General features: G+C 57.0%; 20 protein-coding genes. 12 read left to right on the top strand and 8 right to left on the bottom strand.

From position 1 onward, the window contains the following. Positions 1 to 356 precede the first annotated feature (356 nt). The 3 genes from dnaA (at position 357) to gyrB (ending at position 5,903) form a co-directional block, all read left to right on the top strand. Positions 357 to 1,994 (top strand): chromosomal replication initiator protein DnaA, encoded by a 1,638-nt coding sequence (dnaA, locus tag M0D64_RS35605; RefSeq protein ID WP_266238817.1) that lies wholly within the window; start codon positions 357 to 359, stop codon positions 1,992 to 1,994. Positions 1,995 to 2,213: 219 nt separating this feature from the next. Next, positions 2,214 to 3,317 carry a DNA polymerase III subunit beta gene (gene dnaN, locus M0D64_RS35600; RefSeq protein ID WP_054037057.1) on the top strand — a complete coding sequence of 368 codons (1,104 nt, stop codon included), beginning with the start codon at positions 2,214 to 2,216 and terminating at the stop codon, positions 3,315 to 3,317. Between the two features lie 114 nt (positions 3,318 to 3,431). Further along, entirely contained in the window at positions 3,432 to 5,903 is a 2,472-nt protein-coding gene (gene gyrB, locus M0D64_RS35595) for a DNA topoisomerase (ATP-hydrolyzing) subunit B (RefSeq protein WP_266238816.1), read from the top strand. Between the two features lie 395 nt (positions 5,904 to 6,298). Here gyrB and M0D64_RS35590 read toward each other — a convergent pair whose 3' ends face one another. From M0D64_RS35590 to M0D64_RS35580, 3 genes are all read right to left on the bottom strand, one after another. Further along, complete coding sequence (locus M0D64_RS35590; RefSeq protein ID WP_266261229.1) at positions 6,299 to 6,895, bottom strand: type I restriction-modification enzyme R subunit C-terminal domain-containing protein; 597 nt, start codon at positions 6,893 to 6,895, stop codon at positions 6,299 to 6,301. Between the two features lie 1,139 nt (positions 6,896 to 8,034). Beyond that, positions 8,035 to 8,289, bottom strand: a complete 255-nt coding sequence (locus M0D64_RS35585; protein WP_266261228.1) for a hypothetical protein — start codon at positions 8,287 to 8,289, stop codon at positions 8,035 to 8,037. A gap of 887 nt (positions 8,290 to 9,176) precedes the next feature. Further along, positions 9,177 to 9,737 carry a YdcF family protein gene (locus tag M0D64_RS35580; protein WP_266261227.1) on the bottom strand — a complete coding sequence of 187 codons (561 nt, stop codon included), beginning with the start codon at positions 9,735 to 9,737 and terminating at the stop codon, positions 9,177 to 9,179. Positions 9,738 to 9,743: 6 nt separating this feature from the next. On the opposite strand from M0D64_RS35580, the gene M0D64_RS35575 reads away from it, so the two are divergent. Beyond that, on the top strand, positions 9,744 to 10,067 hold the full coding sequence (locus M0D64_RS35575; RefSeq protein ID WP_266261226.1) for a hypothetical protein: 324 nt from the start codon (positions 9,744 to 9,746) through the stop codon (positions 10,065 to 10,067). Here the strand turns inward: M0D64_RS35575 and M0D64_RS35570 are convergent. Together M0D64_RS35570 and M0D64_RS35565 are read right to left on the bottom strand one after the other, a co-directional pair. Then, positions 10,059 to 10,829, bottom strand: coding sequence for a peptidoglycan recognition family protein (locus M0D64_RS35570; protein WP_266261225.1), 771 nt, complete (start codon positions 10,827 to 10,829; stop codon positions 10,059 to 10,061). The two genes, M0D64_RS35575 and M0D64_RS35570, sit on opposite strands and share 9 nt — an antisense overlap. Positions 10,830 to 10,831: 2 nt before the next feature. Further along, the gene (locus M0D64_RS35565) at positions 10,832 to 11,404 is read right to left on the bottom strand and encodes a PAAR domain-containing protein (RefSeq protein ID WP_266261224.1); all 573 of its coding nucleotides are present in this window, start codon (positions 11,402 to 11,404) and stop codon (positions 10,832 to 10,834) included. A gap of 92 nt (positions 11,405 to 11,496) precedes the next feature. Between M0D64_RS35565 and M0D64_RS35560 the strand changes: the two genes are divergently transcribed. The 7 genes from M0D64_RS35560 to M0D64_RS35530 all read left to right on the top strand — a co-directional run bounded on the left by M0D64_RS35560 (position 11,497) and on the right by M0D64_RS35530 (position 18,463). Further along, entirely contained in the window at positions 11,497 to 11,706 is a 210-nt protein-coding gene (locus M0D64_RS35560; protein WP_266261223.1) for a hypothetical protein, read from the top strand. Positions 11,707 to 11,717: 11 nt separating this feature from the next. After that, positions 11,718 to 14,507 carry a type VI secretion system Vgr family protein gene (locus M0D64_RS35555; RefSeq protein WP_266261222.1) on the top strand — a complete coding sequence of 930 codons (2,790 nt, stop codon included), beginning with the start codon at positions 11,718 to 11,720 and terminating at the stop codon, positions 14,505 to 14,507. A gap of 2 nt (positions 14,508 to 14,509) precedes the next feature. Further along, complete coding sequence (locus tag M0D64_RS35550) at positions 14,510 to 15,946, top strand: LysM peptidoglycan-binding domain-containing protein (protein ID WP_266261221.1); 1,437 nt, start codon at positions 14,510 to 14,512, stop codon at positions 15,944 to 15,946. A 9-nt stretch (positions 15,947 to 15,955) separates the two neighbouring features. Continuing rightward, a complete protein-coding gene (locus M0D64_RS35545; protein ID WP_266261220.1) occupies positions 15,956 to 16,432 on the top strand; it encodes a hypothetical protein in 477 nt (158 codons plus the stop codon). A 113-nt stretch (positions 16,433 to 16,545) separates the two neighbouring features. Further along, the gene (locus tag M0D64_RS35540) at positions 16,546 to 17,163 is read left to right on the top strand and encodes a hypothetical protein (RefSeq protein WP_266261219.1); all 618 of its coding nucleotides are present in this window, start codon (positions 16,546 to 16,548) and stop codon (positions 17,161 to 17,163) included. Positions 17,164 to 17,482: 319 nt separating this feature from the next. Beyond that, positions 17,483 to 18,028 (top strand): hypothetical protein, encoded by a 546-nt coding sequence (locus M0D64_RS35535; protein WP_266261218.1) that lies wholly within the window; start codon positions 17,483 to 17,485, stop codon positions 18,026 to 18,028. A 150-nt stretch (positions 18,029 to 18,178) separates the two neighbouring features. Next, positions 18,179 to 18,463, top strand: a complete 285-nt coding sequence (locus tag M0D64_RS35530) for a hypothetical protein (RefSeq protein WP_266261217.1) — start codon at positions 18,179 to 18,181, stop codon at positions 18,461 to 18,463. A 55-nt stretch (positions 18,464 to 18,518) separates the two neighbouring features. On the opposite strand, the gene M0D64_RS35525 is transcribed toward M0D64_RS35530, so the two are convergent. The 3 genes from M0D64_RS35525 to M0D64_RS35515 form a co-directional block, all read right to left on the bottom strand. Then, positions 18,519 to 19,082: an Hsp20/alpha crystallin family protein gene (locus M0D64_RS35525; protein ID WP_266240360.1), complete on the bottom strand. Its 564-nt coding sequence runs from the start codon at positions 19,080 to 19,082 to the stop codon at positions 18,519 to 18,521. A gap of 396 nt (positions 19,083 to 19,478) precedes the next feature. After that, positions 19,479 to 19,886: an Hsp20/alpha crystallin family protein gene (locus tag M0D64_RS35520; protein WP_171929347.1), complete on the bottom strand. Its 408-nt coding sequence runs from the start codon at positions 19,884 to 19,886 to the stop codon at positions 19,479 to 19,481. Positions 19,887 to 19,910: 24 nt separating this feature from the next. Beyond that, the gene (locus M0D64_RS35515; RefSeq protein WP_266261216.1) at positions 19,911 to 20,363 is read right to left on the bottom strand and encodes an Hsp20/alpha crystallin family protein; all 453 of its coding nucleotides are present in this window, start codon (positions 20,361 to 20,363) and stop codon (positions 19,911 to 19,913) included. Positions 20,364 to 20,605: 242 nt separating this feature from the next. Here M0D64_RS35515 and M0D64_RS35510 point away from each other — a divergent pair, with 242 nt between their 5' ends. Further along, complete coding sequence (locus tag M0D64_RS35510; RefSeq protein ID WP_266261215.1) at positions 20,606 to 20,989, top strand: hypothetical protein; 384 nt, start codon at positions 20,606 to 20,608, stop codon at positions 20,987 to 20,989. Positions 20,990 to 22,048 lie beyond the last annotated feature (1,059 nt).

The following is a 22,048-nucleotide window of genomic DNA, read 5'->3' as shown; positions in this document are numbered from 1 at the left end:
CGCTGAAGCGGCAATGGCCGGAGGTTTACAGAATTGGTTTTCGCGGAACCCGCTATTTAAACCGGTTTTCTTTTGGCCGTCAATAGTTTAGCCTGCTTCGGCCTGACCCCAAGAGGAGTTCGCCAGATGATCCGTCCCTGTGGATAACTCCCTTTCGCCGACGATTTGGCGTTAGAATCTCGCCTTACTTCCCAAAAATTCTGCACGCCGCTCCGGCTCGCTTGCCCCGCAAACCCTTGTGGCACAAGCGCCTGGAGCCATTACGCCTGGTTCGGCCTGACTGCTCAGGGCCTTGTTGCGTACGCGCGACAGGGGCAGCGGCGAACCGCCGTGCACATCATAACGACAGCAACTCGATGAACGATTTCTGGCAACACTGTTCCGCATTGCTGGAGCGCGAGCTAACGCCCCAGCAGTACGTGACGTGGATCAAACCGTTGGCCCCGGTCGCCTTCGACGCCGCTGCGAACACGCTTAGCATCGCTGCGCCGAACCGCTTCAAGCTCGACTGGGTCAAGAGCCAGTTCTCCGGCCGCATCGCGGATATGGCCCGCGATTTCTGGCACGCTCCGGTCGACGTGCAATTCGTGCTGGACCCGAAAGCAGGCATGCGCGCCCCCGCGGCGACGTCGGCGCCGGCTCCGTCGCGTCCATCTTCGGCGTCTGGTGCAATGGGCGGCGGCCATTCGGCTGGTTCAAACGGCGGTGGGGCCGCCGTGGACGCAGCCGTCGGTGCCGTACAAGCGTCGCAGGCCGCGCGCGCCAATGGTGCGAACAGCGCGATGGCGACCCTCAACGCAAATGTACGCGCTGCCGCTGACCACAACGCGAACGCACGCGCGGTCGCTGAAGATGCCGCCGACCTCGATCTCCCCAGCCTCGACGCGAACGAAGCCGCCGCCGCCCGCCGCACGTGGCGCCCGGGCCAAAGCGCGAGCTCGAACGGCAACGGCGACAACGACTCGATGTACGAGCGTTCAAAGCTCAACCCCGTGCTGACCTTTGACAACTTCGTGACCGGTAAGGCCAACCAGTTGGCGCGCGCCGCGGCGATTCAGGTCGCGGACAACCCCGGCATTTCGTACAACCCGCTGTTCCTGTATGGCGGCGTGGGTCTGGGCAAGACCCACCTGATCCACGCGATCGGCAACCAGCTTCTAATGGACAAGGCTGGCGCGCGGATTCGCTACATCCACGCGGAACAATATGTGTCCGACGTGGTGAAGGCCTACCAGCGCAAGGCGTTCGACGATTTCAAGCGCTACTACCACTCGCTCGACCTGCTGCTGATCGACGATATTCAATTTTTCTCAGGCAAGTCGCGCACACAAGAGGAATTCTTCTACGCGTTCGAGGCGCTGGTCGCGAACAAGGCGCAGGTGATCATCACCAGCGACACGTATCCGAAGGAAATCTCCGGCATCGACGACCGCCTGATCTCGCGCTTCGACTCCGGCCTGACGGTGGCGATCGAGCCGCCCGAGCTGGAAATGCGCGTCGCGATTCTGATGCGCAAGGCGCAATCGGAGTTCGTGAGCCTGAATGAAGACGTCGCGTTCTTCGTCGCCAAGCATCTGCGCTCGAACGTCCGTGAACTGGAAGGCGCGCTGCGCAAGATCCTCGCGTATTCGAAGTTCCACGGCCGCGAAATCACGATCGAAGTGACGAAAGAAGCGTTGAAAGACCTGTTGACGGTGCAAAACCGGCAGATTTCGGTGGAAAACATCCAGAAGACCACGGCTGACTTCTACAGCATCAAGGTGGCGGACATGTATTCGAAGAAGCGTCCGGCGAACATTGCGCGGCCGCGGCAGATCGCGATGTATCTGGCGAAGGAGCTGACGCAGAAGAGTTTGCCGGAAATCGGCGAGCTGTTCGGCGGACGCGACCACACCACGGTGCTGCACGCGGTGCGCAAGATCGCCGCCGAGCGCGGCACGGACGCGCAGCTGAACCACGAACTGCACGTGCTGGAGCAAACGCTGAAAGGTTAAGCAGGTCGGGCGGGAAATTCGACCTGTTTATTTCCAAACTCGCCCCCATTTTAGTGGAGCGGTTCCGTTTTCAGGCACAATACAGGTTTAACCGCCCGGCGGCCGCGGGCGGAATTCACGCCGTGACAGGCGCTGCGTGGCGCCGGCGGGGAGCCGCGGTTGCGCGCTGTAAGGCTGGCAAGTCAGGCGCGCAGGCCGTTATATCAACGAAGGAACTCTATGCAACTGGTCAAGACCGAACGCGATAACCTCCTCAGGCCGCTGCAAACCGTGAGCGGCATCGTCGAACGCCGCCATACGTTGCCGATCCTCGCCAATTTGCTGATTACCAAGAACGGCCCTGAAGTGTCGTTCCTGTCGACCGACCTCGAGTTGCAGATCACCACGCGTGCCGATTTTGGCGTGGGCGGCGATTCGGTCGCGACCACGGTGGCAGCAAGAAAGCTCCTCGACATTCTGCGCGCCATGCCCGACGGGCAGGTCACGCTCACGCTGAACGACAAGCGTTTGACCGTGCAATCCGGCAAGAGCCGCTTTGCGCTGCAAACTCTGGCGGCCGACGAGTTCCCGACCGTCGCTCAGGCTAAAGACTACGGTGCGAACCTGGTGGTTCCCCAGAAAACGTTCCGCCAGTTGCTCGGCATGGTCCATTTTTCGATGGCCCAGCAGGACATCCGCTACTACCTGAACGGCATGCTGCTGGTAGTGGACGGTGACCAGCTAATGGCGGTCGCAACAGACGGCCACCGTCTGGCGTTCTCGTCGATGAAGATCGAAGGCTCGTTCGCGCGTCAGGAAGTGATCATTCCGCGCAAGACGATTCTTGAACTGCAGCGTCTGCTGGAAGACATCGACGACACGCTGAAGATCGACATCGCGCCGACGCAGGTGAAGTTCACGTTCGGCCAGGTCGAACTGGTGTCGAAGCTGGTGGAAGGCAAATTCCCCGACTTCCAGCGCGTGATTCCGAAGTCGCACAAGAATCAGTTCGTGATCGGCCGTGAAGAACTGCAGCGCTCGCTGCAACGCGCCGCGATTCTGACGTCGGACAAATTCAAGGGCGTGCGCTGCATCATCGAGCCGGGCCAGTTGAAGATCATGTCGACCAACGCCGATCAGGAAGAGGCGCAGGAAGAACTGGAAATCGCGTACGACGGCGACAGCGTCGATATCGGGTTCAACGTCACGTATCTGCTCGACGTGCTCGCGAACCTGAAGGTCGACATGTTGCAAGTGAGCCTTGGCGACGCCAGCTCCAGCGCGTTGATCACGATTCCCGAGAACGACGAATTCAAATACGTCGTGATGCCGATGCGCATCTAACGCGTCCAAAACCAAAGAACACACCAAGGGGCGCAGCGCCCCTTTGGCGTTTTTATGGTGTTTTGAAAAGTCCCGAGCAGCAACCTTGCAGTAACGCAGAACCGGAAAAAATCCATGACTGAAACGAACAATTCGCAACCCGATAACAGCTACGGCGCCTCCTCGATTCAGATCCTCGAAGGTCTGGAGGCGGTACGCAAGCGGCCGGGGATGTACATCGGGGATACGTCAGACGGGACCGGTTTGCATCACCTCGTATTCGAAGTGCTGGACAACTCCATCGACGAAGCGTTGGCGGGGCATTGCAACGATATCCAGGTGATCATTCACGCGGACAACTCGATCTCGATCACCGACAACGGCCGCGGTGTGCCGACCGGCCTGAAGATGGACGACAAGCACGATCCGAAGCGCAGCGCCGCTGAAATCGTGATGACCGAACTGCACGCCGGCGGCAAGTTCGACCAGAACAGCTACAAGGTGTCCGGCGGCCTGCACGGCGTGGGCGTCTCGTGCGTGAACGCGCTCTCGGCGTGGCTGCGCCTGACCATTCGCCGCGACGGCAAGAAGCACTTCATGGAATTCCACCGTGGCGTGCCGCAGAACCGCGTGATCGAAGAGATCGACGGCGTGGCTGTCTCGCCGATTCAGCTGATTGGCGACACCGAAAACCGCGGCACCGAAGTGCACTTCCTGGCTGACGAGACGATCTTCGGCAATGTCGAATATCACTACGACATTCTGGCCAAGCGGATTCGCGAACTGTCGTTCCTGAATAACGGCGTGCGCATCAAGCTGACCGACCAGCGCACGGGCAAGGAAGAAGATTTCGCGTTTGTGGGCGGCGTGAAGGGTTTTGTTGAGTACATCAACAAGAACAAGGCCGTGCTGCACCCGAACATTTTCCACATCAGCGGCGAGAAAGACGGCGTGGGCGTGGAAGTGGCGATGCAGTGGAACGACAGCTACAACGAAAACGTGCTGTGCTTCACGAACAACATTCCGCAGCGCGACGGCGGCACCCACCTGACCGGGTTGCGTGCGGCAATGACGCGCGTGTTGAACAAGTACATCACCGATCACGAAGTCGCGAAGAAAGCGAAGGTCGAGACGGCCGGCGACGACATGCGCGAAGGGCTCTCGTGCGTGCTGTCGGTGAAGGTGCCGGAGCCGAAGTTCAGCGCGCAGACCAAGGACAAGCTGGTGTCGTCGGAAGTGCGCGCGCCGGTGGAGGATGTGGTCGCGAAGGCGCTCGAAGAATTCCTGCTGGAAACGCCGAACGACGCGAAGATCATTTGCGGCAAGATCGTCGACGCGGCGCGGGCGCGCGATGCGGCTCGGAAGGCGCGTGAAATGACGCGTCGTAAGGGCGTTCTGGATGGCGTGGGTCTGCCGGGCAAGCTGGCGGATTGCCAGGAGAAGGACCCGGCGAAGTCGGAAATTTATATCGTCGAGGGCGACTCGGCAGGCGGCTCGGCGAAGCAGGGGCGTGACCGGAAGTTTCAGGCGATCTTGCCGCTGCGCGGCAAGGTGCTCAACGTGGAGAAGGCGCGCTATGACAAGCTGCTTTCTTCGGAGCAGATTGTGACGCTGATTACGGCGCTGGGTTGCGGGATCGGCAAGGAAGACTACAACCTCGACAAGCTGCGTTATCACCGCATCATCATCATGACCGATGCTGACGTGGACGGTGCGCACATTCGGACGCTGCTGCTGACGTTCTTCTATCGTCAGATGCCGGACATGATCGAGCGTGGGTATATCTATATCGCGCAGCCGCCGCTGTTCAAGATCAAGGCGGGTAAGGATGAGCGGTATTTGAAGGATGAGGCTGAGGTTAATGCTCACATCCTGAAGCTGGCTTTGCAGGGGTCGGAGTTGTTGGCTTCAGAAGGTTCTACCCCTATTACTGGCGATGCGCTTGGTGAGTTGGCTCGGGCTTACTTGTTGGCTCAGGCCGTAGTTAACCGTTTGAGCCGGTTGTATGACGCTGGGGCGCTTGAGGCTGTGATGGATGGGGTTGTTATCGACCTTTCCAGTGAGGAAGCGGCTGCAGTGTCGGCGGCGGCTCTCGAAGCCAAGTTGCGTGATGATGCGTTGAAACCTGAGGTTAAGGTCACGACGATGTATGACCCGGTGCGTGAACTGCGCTCGCTGCGCGTTGCGCGGACTCATCACGGCAATCAGAAGATTTCTGTGCTGGATCAGGATTTTCAGCTGACCGCTGATTACCAACAGCTGATCAATACCGCTAATACGTTTAAGGGGTTGATTGGGACTGGGGCGGTGATCAAGCGCGGTGAGCGGAGTATGGCTGTTACCGACTTCAAGAGCGCTATGAAGTGGTTGCTGGCTGATGCTGAACGCAATATCTCGAAGCAACGCTATAAGGGTCTCGGTGAGATGAACCCTGGGCAGCTTTGGGAGACGACGATGGATCCGACCGTGCGTCGCTTGCTTCGTGTGCAGATTGAGGATGCGATTGCGGCTGATGGGATCTTTACGACGCTTATGGGGGATGACGTGGAGCCGCGTCGGGCTTTCATTGAGTCGAATGCGTTGAGGGCGGGGAATATTGATGTTTGATGCTGCTGTTCTGCAGGGAAACGGAAATCGTTGGACTAACGCTGGGTTAGCTGGACTCGAATGTACGGAAATGATTAGATTTTCGTGCTCGCCATCAGACAGCACTCAGCGGTAGGTGCGCGCCGCATGTATTGAAGGGTGCGGTCCGGCTGTTGTTGCCTCGAATTGCCCGATTGCGGAACTCGAAGGGTTGCAGGTGAAAAGCCTGTAACCCTTTTTCGCATTTGTGTCTGGGGCAATGTCGTCATGGAGGTGGGTTCGATCAACATCGCGGAAGAGCATCCGGTGCGAGCGTGTCCCGGATTTCTATCCTTGGTTCCGTAGATTTGGCCGCAACGCTGCACAGTTGCGTTCTCGGAAGGTGAAACGGTGTTGATGTCCACCCAGAATTGACCCTATGCCGCTGCTCGCTCTTTTATATCGTTGAGCACGGCAACGATTCGTAGAACATCGGCTTGCGGGAACAAACCGCTCACTCCCTGATCATCGAAATCGGTGAACGGGCTCTCGTACAGCCGGCGTGGGTCCATCGCGCCCCGATCGGTCAGATGGTCGACGATTAGGTTGATGAACTCAATCTGGTTGGCGTTGAGGTTTCTGCTCGTCAGAAAGTCAGCGAAAGCAACCTTGGCGGCATCCCGCTCCAAACCGACGAGGGAGCGAATGAACAGCCCGAGGCCGCCGTTTGCGTCAAGGCCTGCCAGGTCGTCATCCGTTCCAACGCCGTCCTCCAAAAGAATGCGTTGCAGTTCAGTCAAGTCTTGCGGCGTAAGCTGCTCATTCCGTCGCAACTTTTGGACGGTGATGTGATCTGCGTGCAACTTGAGGAAATGCCGCACCTTCATCTGGAAGCGCGCCTTGTCAGTGCCGACACTGACGTCGGGCAGCACGATTTCGGCACTTTCACCGATCTCATCCTCGAAGTCGGTATAGACGATCTGACGCTCGTCCGCCTCGATCAGTTTGATCAGGGAGCGGAGTTGCCGGCGCATCTGTTCCAGAGTCCAAGCGTCGATACCGTTGCTGCAGGGCCCCGCGATGCCAAGCTCCGTCGCGCGCGAACGTTTGATAAGGTGGTTCGGGGATGCCCCGCGTTCACTACAGGTGGCATGCGACTCGGCGACAGACTTCGATTTCCTGCCGTACTTCTTGGCCGACTTGCATCCACGGAATCTAAAAACGACCCACTACGATCTTCGCCCGCTGATCGATACAACGGCCTATCACCGGGCGGTAATGGCGCACTACGAGTAGCGACAATCGCGAGCATCACGCGTTAGTGGACGCGCGAGCTTATCGAAAAGGGTGGCTTGCCTGGATGGACACCCGCAAAACGGAACAAATGCGCTAGCATTTGCATCGATACTTTTATAAGGCGCCATTGTGAGCACGATCCATCCTTGGGAACGCCGCATATATATCGATACGGAATTTACTGATATAGCGGCACCTCGCTTGATAAGCTTTGCGATGGTGTCCGAAGACGGACACGAGTTTTACGGCGAGGTTGCGGAGGTGGATGAGGAAGTTTGCAGCGCTTTTGTGCGAGCCCAGGTATTGCCTCAGCTCGGAAAGTTTCCGGGGTGCATTATGACGCGCGACGCCTTGGCCGAGGCAGCGCGAATCTGGATGTTGAAGTTTAGCGGCTTAAGACAACGGCCCGTCATCTGCTACGACCATCCGATTGACCTTCAGCTTTTGTGGGAACTCATTGGCCGGAAGCCTGCAGGTTGGAAAGAAAAGCTGATTAGCTTGAGAATAGATCCAGTTCGGAGGGAGCAGTATTTCAGAGAACACGGTGGACACCATCATGCACTTCACGACGCTCGCGCGAACAGGGCTGCGTACAGGTGAGGGCTATAGTTCAGTCTTGCACAGCAAGTGTAAGCGCGAATTTACGCACGCCGCTTTGAGTTCGCTGGCGCACTGTAGCTAGATCAGACAGGCGCCGATACTTCGTGCGGCTTCGGGAAGTTGAACGGCAGCGGATCGCTGATATCGCGATCCGGCGTGCGCTGCGGCAGCTCAGTCAGTAGATTAAGCAGATATGCGTCCCTGGGCAGTGAAGACAGGTCCGTGCGTAGACGAAAACTGGCCATCATGTGACCAAAAAGTAATCGACTGGGCGGCGTCAAGCCGAACGCTCATGGGCCTCGGTCTGAAATTGCCGGATGGCGACGTCAACATCGGATTCGCCACGTCCGAGCATGTGTACCGTCGTACACGGCACGCCACCTGCGGAGAACTTGCGACGCAAAAACTCAGCTTGAGCAACGTCGTGTCTTGATAGAAAGACCTGATAACCGCGGGCACGCACAAGATTGCCCAGCAAATCGGCAAATGCAGACGCGTGGACGACATCGTTGTGCTGGAGGGGGTCGTCCATAACTAGGGCTGGCCACCGCGACCACGGAAAGGACAAGCTTGCGGCACATAGCATACTAACGGCGAGAGCGGCCATTTGACCTTCGCTGTGATTAAGAAGTGGATCCAACGAGCCAACATAGTTAGGAGTCTCTTTGCAACCACGCTTCGGTGGCCCGCTGGGGACCGACAGCACGGCTATGTGGACGGTGCACGCGTTCATCTTTGCAACGCGGATATCAGCTGTGCGCCGTAAAATATAGAAGCCCGATGCGAGCGGTCGACAAGCCGGCGACACGTCCATGTTTGCAATTGGGCCGGACCTCTGCCGGGCGTTTCGTTTGGCAGACGCGAGTTCTACGTGGAGCTTGCAGATACGTGGCGGGATAACGAATGCTCGGACTTCGTCAAACGGGAAGTGCTACCACTGCTCCAAGGAAACCCGATTCCCGTTTGCATCGCGCGCGAACGTTTGATCAATTGGTTTGCGGATGGTCCCCGTTCGCTGCGGGCGGCATGCGATTCGATAGCTGGCCGATATCTGAGGCAGCACAAGGCGCCACTGGCTGCGAGAGTGGCTCGCGTGATCCGCATTGATGAGGTGTGGAAGGCAGTCGACCCGCTGGACATGCGTGCCGGCTTCGATACTGCGCTGGCGCGGGCGGTCACGATGTTCGCACGCTGCGCATCCGCACCACGCTTATGGGGCTACTCATGGTCGACTGAAGAAGAGCTTCGTGAGCCGCTCCGGCTCCGAAAGCTTCGTCGGAGCTATTCGGCAACGTCAGAGACCACCCGAAGTCATCCGCTTGTTACTTTCGACGACCGCGCGGTCTTCAACTTGCGAATCGATCAAACTCACTTCGGAGGCTTACGCGCGTTGCGATCGGCGTCGCTGTGTGGATGTCCCTAAAAGTCTTCTCTAACGCTATACCAAATGATCGCAGGAGCCTCCCGGATAGTCGAGTAAATATCGCGGATTTCAAAAAAGCGCGGGTAGCTACCGGTCACATGACTGATTCCAAATCTCTTTAGGGCGATAACAGCCCGTGGGACATGAAAATACTGCGTGACAACGAGAGCACTTTCCAGATGGCGCGTTTTCATATAGGCGCTAGCGTTTCTGGCGGTGTCCCATGTGTCAAGACCCATGTTATCCATGACTATCTGCTCCTTGGGAATGCCTCGTCTGACAAGATAATTTTCCATCGCCAGCGCTTCGTCGGTACCTTGTTTATCAACACCACCACTCACAAATATCTGACGGCACGCCCCATTCTCATAACATTGGCGCGCCCGATCCAGTCTTGCCGATAACCTGTTCGATGGGCTACCATCCGCATGAACTTCGTTACCGAAAACGACGGCAATGTCAGATTTTTGAGGCTTAAAGAGCAGTCCTATTGAGGCTACAATCAGGGAAGTAATTAACCAGACTCCGGCTATCCACTTCAATATTGAAATTAACATGCAAACATGAAAAAAGTCATTGGTGTGGTTGCGCTTCTAGTCGTTGCCTGGATTGCCATAAACACAAGCATCCCGACGCCGCCCAAGTCAAAAGTGTGCAGCGCAGAATGGTTTAGCTACGTGGGCCAGCACTATTTCGACATCTCCGATGGGCAGGGGCATGGGCCTGACCCCGGAAGTAGCGAGTGGTTGGGTTCGGTGGAATGGAAGGCAAAGCTTCCCATTCGGGGCAATCTTCCCGACATCGAGCGGTGCGAACGGATCCAGCAACAGCTTGAGAGCCATACGTTCATTATCAATAACGCGCTTGGACTGGACATTTCACTTTGATGGAGCGGCTAAGCCGAATGCACTCCTCATCTGCGTTACCACTTGCATGCCATATTTTCCAGGGCATGCCCGCCCTTCGTGCCCTGGAGCAAGTAGCTGATATTCACGATGGCCACCTAGGGCCTTGAGATTGAAAAACTCTTTCAGTGTTTTAATAAGCGTCGTCAGCGCGTCCAACTGAGCCTTGGTCGGCATTTCGTGGTCGAACGCTACCGCGTCGCGCCCAATGTCCAACGTCCCCTTAAGTTTTTCCCATAGCGACTTCCGGCTGTATTCCTGCTGCCACGCCTCGCCCGCTTCAGCAAGATTCTCAAGAAGCACAATTCCAAGTTTTCCAGTGTTATCTCCCATCACGTGCGACCCAACGAAGCGCACATCTCTGGCTTCGAAAATTTCACCGTTGCACGAGACCGCATAGTGATACCCGATGTCGTAAAAGCCATGCATGTCGTATTCCTGAGCCTTTTTCATCTGCTCGATGGCCCCTTGCTCGTTGACAGCGCATGAATAACTATGGCCGGCATGGTGGATGACCACATCGCTGTAATCCCAATTTGAAGGGGTCAAGGTATCCCTCGGAGGCTTGGCGCCCCAGGACGAGCGCTCCACCAGTGTGTAGCCGGACTTCTTCAACACTGTGATGATGGCTTGTCGCGTCGCGGCCCGGTCATTCACGGTCACCGCGACAATCTGTCCGGCCTTATAGTTGGCAACGGGATCGCCCTGCGACCAGTGTTCAGGTGTGTACTGATAGTCCGACATGATTAACCCTCCTGAACCTTGAGATTGCCAGTGGGCGCCTTGAACACTAGGTGAACCTGGATATCGCTGCCGGGCCTGCCATCGATATCGGCAAAACCGCTTTCATCCGTCATGCCATGGCTCGCCTGCCCGTCAACGTTGGCGACGTATTGACGGTTTGCCAAGGGCTCCTGCGTGTCACTATCTACGAACTGGAAGCGCCGCCCCAATTGTGGCTCACCGCCTTGCTCGGGCTCAGCCCCGGGGTTGCCCGTGTTTTGGGAGGAACTCTGCTTGTCGGCGTCATCGGAGCCGACCTCTTCCCACAGACTGGAGAGCGAATTTATCAGGCGCGGCTTCTCTTCGCACGAACACATGCAGAGATCGTTATTCAGCGCCGGCTGTTTGCCCATGAGCTTGGTCGGCCTCCTTGGACCATCTCCCACAATGCGGCCCTTCGAGTTGCACCTAGGGCAGTCAGCATAGTCACCTAGCATGACCAAAGCTTTTCCCATATTAAGGCAACTGTTAGATGATGCGATCGCAATTCCGTCTGCGGTCGTCTTGTCGCCGTCAACAATGTTGTATCGAATCAAGGAACACTCCCGACCTTTGCTTAAGCGCAGGACTATAAACAGTAACTCAAGAGGATGGAATCGAATAATTTCATAGAAATAGCAGGTTTGACTTGAAGGGCGACTCCTCCGAAGTGCCGTCTATTGCCAGCCACATTGCAGCGCGCCGGTGTCAGGATGATGCAATTCTTTCCGATATTCATTTTGCATGGCATCAAGAAGAAGCTTGTACCGATTTAACATTTGTTTTCCAAATCTGGATTGCGATATTTATATTATTTTATGTAGAATCGCGCGATGACGCGGGGGCGCGTGTTGAATAAAAAGAGGCGGTATGGGAGCGCAAGACCTGATTGGGGCGATTACCGGCGGACTCGCACAAAGTGACCGGCTACTGAAACTGGATAGCCCGCTTGGTGAAAATGTGTTGCTACCGCAACGCCTTGTAGGAAATTCTCGAATTGGCCGTCACTACGAGTTCACGCTTGATGTCGTCTCGACCAGCGATGGAATCGAACTCAAAAAGCTGATCGCCCAGCCTGTAACCCTATGGATGCAGCAATCCGATCAGTCGTACGCTCCGCATCATGGTTACGTTCATACTGCGCGGCGCCTGGGGTCTGACAGCGCCCTGACCAGTTATCAGATCGGATTTGCATCATGGATGCATTTTCTGCGGTTCCGAAAAGATGCGCGTATTTGGCAAGATAAATCGGTTGATGAAATCCTAACCGATGTTTTCAATATGCATCCGCAGGCCCAGGGTGCATTTCGCTTTACGTTGCGCAATCCGCTGCCGCAACGCTCCTTCTGTGTTCAATACGAGGACGACTGGAATTTCTGTCATCGCCTGATGGAGGCCGAAGGACTCTTCGGTTATTTTGAGCAGGCTGGCGACGGGAAATCGCATACGCTGGTAGTCACCGATAATCTCGATGTGTTGGCGCCACTGTCGCCGCAAGCGGTTGACTTCTACCGATCCGGCACTAACAGTGAGACCGGCGCGTTCGTGCAATGGAGTGGTACTCGCACGCTTCAAAGTACGACCCTCACGACGCGCACGTTCGACTACAAGGCGCCGTCATCCGCCGCAAATCCGAAGGGCACGACGATCCCAACGCTGACCACGCAAGGCAACCTGCCATCGCAAGCTGAGGTGTATGAATACACTGGTGCGTATAGCTATGCGGAGCAGGCGCGCGGTGATCAGCTTTCCAAGGTGCGCATGGAAGAATGGGAATCGCGGGCCAAGCGATTTCATGGCGTGGGCGCAGTCCGACGCATCGATGCGGGTCGATGGTTCGAACTCGCCGATCACCCGGATCACAACCTCGGTAGTCAGCAGGAACGGCAGTTTGCGGTGATCGGCGTCGAATGGACGATCGAGAACAACTTGCCCGTGTCCAGCGGCACGACTGACTTTCCGCATAGTCTGACCAGCGCTTTGGCCGCCGCACGGACGCAGCATGGCACGCAGGCGTTAATCATCAAATCAAGCGATGGCAGTGAAGGCTTCTTCATGGCGAGCGTGGAGGCACAGCGCCGGACAGTGCCATATCGTAGCCCGCTGGACCATGACAAGCCACTGATGCATTTGCAGACAGCGACCGTGGTTGGGCCTGCCAACCAGGAAGTGTTTACAGACACACTAAACCGGATCAAGGTTCGGATGCACTGGGATCGGCTGAACCCGGGCGACGAAACGGCTTCGTGCTGGATGCGCGTCGCGCATTCAAATGCTGGCGGTAGTTATGGCGGAGTCCACGTTCCGCGCATTGGCGAGGAAGTCATTGTGTCGTTTGTCGATGGCGACTGCGATCGACCTATCGTCACGGGACGCCTCTACAACGGCTCAAAGACCCCGGACTGGCATTCGAACGGAATCCTCTCTGGATACAAGTCGAAGGAGTACCAGGGCAGCGGATTCAACCAGATGGTGATGGACGACGCCACCGGGCAGAACCGTGTCCAGTTGTATAGCAGCAGTACCAACGCGCAGTTGCACCTTGGATATCTGGTCAGTCAAACGGGCAACACCCGCGGCGCATATCTTGGGAGCGGGTTCGACCTCAAGTCGGACGCCTACGGCGCGGTCAGGGCCGGTCAGGGGCTCTACATATCGACCCATCCCACCACCGGCGCCGCAACCCAGCCGCTCGACGTTCGCAACGCAAACGCCCAGTTGGTCAATTCGGAAAGCGTGATGGAATCGCTGTCGCAGTCGAGTGAGACTAATCAGGCCGGGAGTCTTAAGGATGGGTATGAATCGCTCAAAGCATTTACGGATGCGACCCAGAATAGCGTTTCCGGTGCGGCGGGTACAGGCGGCAACACGGCGGGCGGTGGGACTGGCAATGCGAACGCATTTAAGGAGCCGGTCATGTTGTTTGCGACCCCTGCGGGGTTTGCGACATCGACGCAAAAGTCTGCACAGGTTTCTGCGGATCAGCACATCAATCTGGTGAGCGGGCAGAGCACGCACATCGCATCGGGGAAATCACTGCTTGCCAGCGTGACCGAGAAGATCAGCCTGTTCGTGCAAAACTCGGGAATGAAGCTCTTTGCGGCGAAAGGCAAAGTAGAGATCCGGGCGCACTCGGACAACGTGGAAGTGACTGCCCAGAAAACCTTGAAGTTACTCTCGACGAGCGAGACGATCGAGGTCGCTTCGGCCAACGGGATTCTGCTGACGTCAGGTGGTGCCTATATCAGGATCGAAGGGGGCAACATCCAGATCCATGCGCCAGGCACGGTCGACATCAAAGGCAGCCAGCATTCGTTTGAAGGTCCTGCACGGACTAACTATTCGCTGCCGGACTTACCGCAATCGGGCCCAGCGCAGTTCAGCCAGAAATTCCTGTTTCGTTCAATCGACGACGGAAAGTCTACTGCCGATGTGAGCTACGGCATGTTCGCTGTTCCTGCCGGCTCAACTACGGTGCAACGAGTGCTCGCAGGGCTGTCCTCGGACTCTGGATCGGAGCGCAAGCTAAATCCCGAGAACACAGAGGCGGTAACGGTGCTCTACGGGCAAGGCGAATGGGGCACTTTATTCGATGCAGATATTGATCGTGAAGCAGAGGCTTCCAGTGGTTCACTCGACGAAGAAGATGGGGTTGCGTAACGATGGCGGAAGATAACCAATACACGGTCCAACCTGGCGACAGCCTTAGCTCGATCGCTCAGAGAAACGGAGTTACAGTCAGCGATCTTGTGAAATTGAACAAGATAGACAACCCCAGACTCATCTACCCTGGCCAGAAACTTGTCCTGCGCGAGCAGCCAGAGCAGGATGCCGAATCGTATTTTAGCGAATTGTGGATTCGCATAACCGATGCCAATGGCGCGCCAATTCCTGACCTTAAGACCAAAGTAGTTGCCGGGGCTGACTCTCAAGAGCATGTGACGGATAAGCAGGGACTCATTCCACCTATCCAAACGCAAAAAGCATCGGAAAAAGTCCAGGTCTTTGTCGCAAAGATTGACGGCGGGACGAAAAAGGTTGCAGAGATTGCTCCGCCTGCAGGCGTGCATCAGGCGACCCTTCGCAGTCCAAAAGTAAAGCTCGATACAGCGCTGCGAGTACATCAGGGCGGAGCCGATCATCACGAGGCGGCGCCGTTGCCCTTGCCACCAGGAGAGACTCAGCAAAACCGGGATACAGCCGGAAATCCGGTCGTAAATGTAGGTGTCGAATGCCCGAATAACGACAACTTGCGACTGGGGCCAAATGCCAAGTTTCGCGACTACATCATTTCTGCTGGCACCAGGAGTGGATTTAAACCGCAAGCCGTTGCTTCTGTCATCAATATTGAGGCGGCCAAATTGGTAGTCTCGGTTGAGAAAAAAGTCAAAATCCACGGCAAGATCAAAACAAAAATCGTCAAAGTGTCGACCGGCGAATGGAACCCCGCGTCCGCTGCTTCGGGCTCCAGCGCCCGCGGACTGACACAATTCCTGGCGGGCACGTGGCTTGGCGAGGCAGTCCGCTCCGGAACGTTCGTTAACGAAAAGGCTGAAGCGAACGGGTGGGTAACGAAGGATGCGCACGGCAAATATCACGTCGTCCCGGCCCATAAAGCCGAGCTGCTTGATTTCAGGTCGAATGCCGAGGCCGCGATCATGGCAGCCGTCGACTATGGGATGTCGAATTTCCGTGCACTCCAGTCAAACGGATACAATTTCTCTGGACTGAACGACGGCGAGCGAGCGAAGATCCTATATTTGTCCCATCACCTCGGATCGGGCGACGCGAACAGATATCTTGCCGGGACTATTGCTGCCGATGATACGTACTCACAGGCGACACCGGGTCATCCGGCTAGATTGATCGCTCGAGGGGCAAAAACTCTTTTGATCGCACAGATTGGTGCTTCTGCTGCAGCCAAACGCGCAGAGGACAATGGTGGCAATTACGTGAAGGCACATCGACTGTGGCTGAGTCAGCTGATCGACAACGGTGTCAACTTCAAGAACTTTGCCTGTGACCCGACCAAGCTTGCTGACGTACGCCCCTTGCTGGATCTCGTGACCGCAGTGGGCGGGACGAACCCGACTTTTTAGGAGATGAATTTGTTTAAGTTGTCACTGATCGGGCTTTTTTTGTCGTTTTGCTGTGCAGGCTCTTACGCACAGACGGATGGTGGAGACCACGACTCCATTCAGACCGCTGCCGGTACGCTGTCTATCGTGAAGGTAGAGCACGTAAAAACAGACGGCGTTACCTTCAATGCCTCGTTGAACGGTGCGCAGTTCGACCAGCTTTATGGGTCTCACTACACCTACTACACAGACTCCACCGGGGCGGACAAACCCGCCACGCGCGTAGTCGTCCAGGACTTCATCGGCGGGTTCTCCGATACTCCCTCTGTGTCGTTATATGACTTCCGAAAAAAACCACCGGTTGCACTGCCGATCAGTAACAAGCTCGATGTGGATGACGTTCGTTGGACAGATAGCGCTGTACTGCTGAGTGCGAATGGCAAGTGGTACTCGTTCTTCCGCAATAAGCTGTCGCGTTCACAACCTCCCAAGAAAACCGCGCAGTAAGTATCGGCTGGGTGGCGGTGTAGCGGAGTCCACTTGGGCATGGAACGGACGCCTTCACGTGGCACATTACGTAGTCAAGTGAAGGCGAGCGCTCATTTCGAGCTTGAACATCCATGGCGACTCCGCACCTTAAGGCGCCCAACGCTGGCAAACCGGAGTCGTTCCTCTTCGTCGATCGGTATCGCGACTACCCTTCGCAAACACAATGGGTTGTTGAGCGTGTCTCGATAAACCCCACTATGTTCAAACGACTTTTACCTTCGCTTCTGCTTGCGACGATTGGCTTCGCCACTGCATTTTCGGCTGAAACAACCACTGTAACGCCCAGATTTTCGGACTTCCCTGCGGGAGCATACGGAGGAAAGCTTTACATACCCTCGTACTACGCCAAATCAGATGACATGTGGCGAGATGACATGGGCAAGGCGGTGGCGCCGCCCAAAGTCAACTTCGCTGGAAAATACTATATCGGCTTGCATAGTTGCGGAACAGAGTGCAGGTACTACACGATGTCTGATCTGTCAACTGGCAATGACTCAAAGGCCTTAGACATGTTTTCTTCTGATGGCGAGAAGCCGCAAAAAACAAGTGATGGAAGAACCTATGTTACCGAGCTGCTAAGTCGTCCGGACAGCAAAATGGTAGTCGCTGAGTATCATATCGACCAGTCTGCTAACAAACCGGAGGAATGCCGGGAACGGATATTCTTGTTGAGCGACGATGAAAAATAGGTTACTCCCATAACGGCGACGATTCCCTCTTGCCAGTTGCAGAAGTAGGCTTGACGAACCTAACTGAAAACGAAATCGGCGAAGCTTTTCGATGATGGATCTTATCCGGTTGGGAGATGACACAGACCACGATGGCAAAGTTATCAGCGCGTCGCTGTCCGGCCACAAGCGACCTGTCGCATTTCTGGTTGAAATCTTTGACAATCAGTACCGACTCGGGATGTGCGAAACTCCGAGCGTCGTCCGTCGCGTTCGGAAATAGCATCCATATGGCTGCCATGCAGGCGGACCGGCAGCTTGATCGTCAATTTAGGTAATCGTGAAAAAGACAGCCAAGCCGTCGTGGGTTGATGTCAAAGGACATCTCTCGCAATTCGATCGTACCGGTTTGCTTGCGCTCGTTCAAGACCTGTACGCGGCGAGCAAGGAAAACCAGGCGTTCCTGCATGCGCGATTTAACCTGGGTGACGATCTTCTGAAGCCATACAAACGCACCATTGACAGATGGGTATGTCCTGACGTTTTCAGGGATCAGGCCGCTTCGGTCTCGAATGCGAAGAAGGCGATCTCGGATTACAGGAAAGCTGTCGGACGACCAGAAGGGTTGGCAGAGCTTATGGTGTTTTATTGCGAACGCGCCGCTGGATTTTGCGCTGAGGTTGGCTTCGAAGACGACACGTTTTTTGCTGCGTTAGTACGAATGTATGAACAGGCTCTGAGATCGTCGGTTGCCTTGTCGCGTGACGAGCGCGATCGATTCTTCGCGCGACTCGACGCAGTATGTCGAGTCTGCAATAGCTTTGGCTACGGGGTCAGCGATGATATGCGGATCCTCTTTGCGGAATACGTCCCCGATGAGCGCTGATTGCAGGTTCACGCTTAATCGCTGTCGAGCGCGCGGTTGTTGATGAACCGGGGGGCGCGGAAAAGGCAAAGTGCGGCCAGTTTCGGACGTTCGATATCAGTGCCTAAATCGTCGACAACCCACCGCGCGAAACATTCCGGTGACGAGCACATGAAAAGCGAACCGGGGGTTTTCAATGACCCGCCAAACGTTGCAGCTATCGCAAGCAAGGGTGTCCTTTGCGGACGCGATTGGATTGACGATGAGGGTAGCGCGTGGCAATTTCACGGCTCTCAATCTAGTCGGCAAGAAGGCGATGCCCTCGTGGTAAGTTTGCAGAACATCGTTGAGTTGGACGATACGATTCGCGACTTGCCCGATCTTCCGGTCGGATGCCACGCCTGGCGAACCGGCGGCCGGCGCGCATTTTTAGAGCGTAGTTTCCAGCTGAGCTAACCACCCGGGCTACTCCCATTGATTCAACTCGCAATCGCCAAGTCGCCGGCCAACGTTAGCCAATATCGATCGTGCGGCTCGTGGATCGCTGCTGCTCCTGTTTCGGCACCGTCAACGTCAGGACGCCCTTGTCAAACTTTGCGAGAGCGTGGTCGGGATCGGCATTTTCCGGCATCGGGATTGTGCGCGTGAAGGCTCCATATGCACGCTCAAGCCGGTAACAGCCGTCCTCCTCACTGTGCACATCCTGCTTCTTTTCGCCACGCAATACCAACGCTCCGTCCTCGACGCTAACGGTCAAGTCCTCCCGCTCCATGCCTGGTAGTTCGACGGTCACGCGCAGTATCTTTCCCTCGTCGACCACGTCGATGCGCGGCTGGAAACGCGATGAACTGAAGTCGCCAAACCATCGTTCGAGCGCGCCGCGCGCCGCGAACGGATCATGAAAGAAATCCTCCATCGCACGCCACGAATCACGGGGGAAAAGTCGCGAAATGTCGGGCCACGGAACACGTGACGGTTCGCTGTCGGGCGGGCTTTGCGCACTGTCCGCCTCGGGCTTGCGTCCTGAACCGCGGAGAAATTTGAAAGGGTTCCACTTTTTCAGGTCGGTGTTCATCGTATGCTCCTCGATGGTCTGACAGGAGAACCGGATGTGCATCATTGCGTTCACACTGCCACGTTTCTGCCGACGTCCATGGACACACCGTCTGCAGTCAGACTGACGGGGTGCGGCGAGACGTCGCGCTGCGTCTACCGCCCGGGTGTGACGCGGCAGATGCCAGTCGGCAAGCAGACGGGCATCGCGCCCGCTCGTGACCAAGCCGATATATCCACCATCTGCGAGGGCCGGGCCGCTTGCGAACTGACGCACCGGCACGGCCCATATGCTGATCGTTTACCCGCATCACCCTTCCTCCATGACGTTCTGTATCCGCACCTCCACGAACGGGCGATGGCGACCTCGCGGCCGCCACCGGTTTTTTCTCCTGTCGTCGTTGCGGCTCTGCCGGGCTCAGTCCGTCTGCACCTCGATCCGGCGTGGGCGTGCTTCGTCTCGACGCGGAATCGTCAGTTTCAGCACGCCGTCCTGCAGGTTTGCATCGATCTTCGATGTATCGAAGTCCGGGCTCAGCGAGAACGCGCGCGCGAAATGCGGTTCCCGGATCTCGGCGTGCTGCAACCGCAGACCGGCGGGCGTCGGCACAACTGCTTCGGCCTCGATATAAAGATTGCCGTCGTGCACCTTCACGTCGAGTTTGTCCTTTGTGACGCCTGGCAGGTCCGCCCACAGCGTGATGCCCTGGCTGTCCTCGAACACGTCGACTGCCGGTGCGAGCGTCATCCGCCGCGCCGGCTGGTCACCCTCGCGTCGTGCTACCGCGTTCTGGTCGCGCTCAGCGACCTGTGTCCTGTCGTTCATGGCTTGCTCCTTGAATGGCTGACATTACTGGACGGTAATGGCTCGCGGCTTCGACGCTTCACGCTTGCCTACGCTGATCGACAGGCAACCGTTGGTGTAGCGCGCCTGCACCTTGTCGGGGTCCGCATTCTGCGGCAGCTCGATCACGCGCCGGAAACTGCCGCTGAACCGCTCCTGTGCATAGGTGCGGGTGTCGTCCCGGGTTTTGTCATCGCTGCTGGTCTGGGCGGGCTTGCGCTCACCGCTGATTGTCAGCAGGCCCTTGTCGATCGACACGTCGAGTTCGGCCAGCTTCAGACCGGGCGCGAACGCGACGATTTCGATTGAGTCGTCGGTCGTACCGATGTTCAGCTGCGGAAAGGCCCCGAAGCGGCCCGAGCGGATGCTGGACGGAAAACCGCCGAACAGGCTGTCCATCTGCCGCTGCAGACGGTCAAACTCACTGAACAGGTCGGTTCCGGAAAAGAGATCACTCATCGTATCCTCCTTCGATGCAGCGAGGAGGCGAACGGGCCTACGCGCTCCAGTCCGCCTGCCAGGCCGCTGGCAAACAAATCGAAACACGCAGCGCACCGGATGTGACCGGCGCATCTGCCTGAGCGAAATCAAAGATAGAACCTACGGTGAAAATTTCAAGGGGCGGTGGTGAAATTCCGGTCTTGAAAATCGCCTGCCAAATCCTATTATCACGGTGCGTTGCAACGGAACCGGAGGACACCATGGAATTCGATTCGGACTGGCTCACGCTTGGCAGACACCGCGTCCGGCTGCGCTCGACCAGAGGCTTTCCGACGGAATTGATGCGTAGCGTGGCGGAGGCCGTGCAACTCGCGATCGACAACAACATGAGCGCCCGCGCGCGGCTGGTCGAGATCGTCTTCCAGCACGAACAAACCTACGATATCGCTGTCGGCACGACACTGACCGAAGACCGCGTTTGTGCGCCGCAACTGGAAGCGGCGATTGCGGTGGTGCTCGGCCTGCTGCCGGATCAGGTGAACATCATCGTGACGACAGTAAGTCAGGAGGAAGTCGACCTGCACTTCGGCGTGTATGAGCGCATGCTGGCCGAGAAACTGGGCGTGGTGCCGCCAATCCAGTGATCTTCGGGCGATTGCGCTTAGCCGCAGGAGCAGCCTCCACGAAACAGGTCAGAGGCTACACCCTGAATCATCAGGAAACAGGAGACTAAAATGAAGATCCTGTTCATGACGAGCGTAGCGCTTACCCCCGCCAAAGCCCGCGAAGCGATGCATAAGAACGGGAAGGCTGGCTGACGGGTGTGCTGTGAACCGCCTCTGACCCAAAGCAGCCAGCCTCTGGCAAACCAGGCGGTTCACAAGCCGGATGGGAGCAGCATCACGAAAGAACGCTCGCAGGCACTGCTGGCATCGGCCGTCCTGGCCGTTGGCTCAGCTGCTGCTGTGGCCGCCGAGCCGCCCCTGAAAACGCTGCCGTCACAACAGGACATTTGGATCACTGGCACGATCCAGCGGGGCAACGGGCAGTACGCGCCGGGTGAACATACGTCGCTCCGGCTGGACCGTCCGTCAACCTAGCCCTGCGACGACAAGGTTGTGACAGATATCGTGCTCGGAATGGCCGGCGTACCGGATCGTTTGCTTCTGGCTGCCCTATTTGGGGCAGCGGGTCGCGGTCAGGGGATGCGTCATCTGTCCGGATTCCAGTATCCGGTTCACGCCGATGCTGGACTTCGTGTTTCCGATCTACTGACGGCATTCGCGGGACCTCCCGGACCATAACAAGGTCCGGGACGCGACACCCGTTTTCCTCCGTTCAGCCGGCGACGACCTGACCTAATGCCGGCGGTCTTGCTGTCTGGGCGAGCCCATCTTGATTCCGAATGGCTGCTTTGCAGAAAGCTCGGCGGCCGCTCCGGGTCGCGTGCTGCCGATCGCCATCAGGCAGTGATCGGCCACTTTCGGTCGTTCGACGGACCGGTCAAAATCGCTGACACCCACCCATTAGCGGGCCCGGTGTCAAGTGAGCAAACAACACCTTCGACTGCCTTAGCAGCCGATTTCGATTGCACTGACCGAATGCAGTAGCCGAGCGCACCCGTTTCTTCGATTCATGGCTGCGACGGATCGCGCCAGACACCCATCAGGCTCAAGCGATCGGCGTACATCGGTTGCCTGTCG

The sequence above is a fragment of the Paraburkholderia sp. WS6 genome, from assembly GCF_030464835.1.
Lineage (GTDB): Bacteria > Pseudomonadota > Gammaproteobacteria > Burkholderiales > Burkholderiaceae > Paraburkholderia > Paraburkholderia madseniana.
This window is presented reverse-complemented; position numbering and strand designations above follow the sequence as displayed.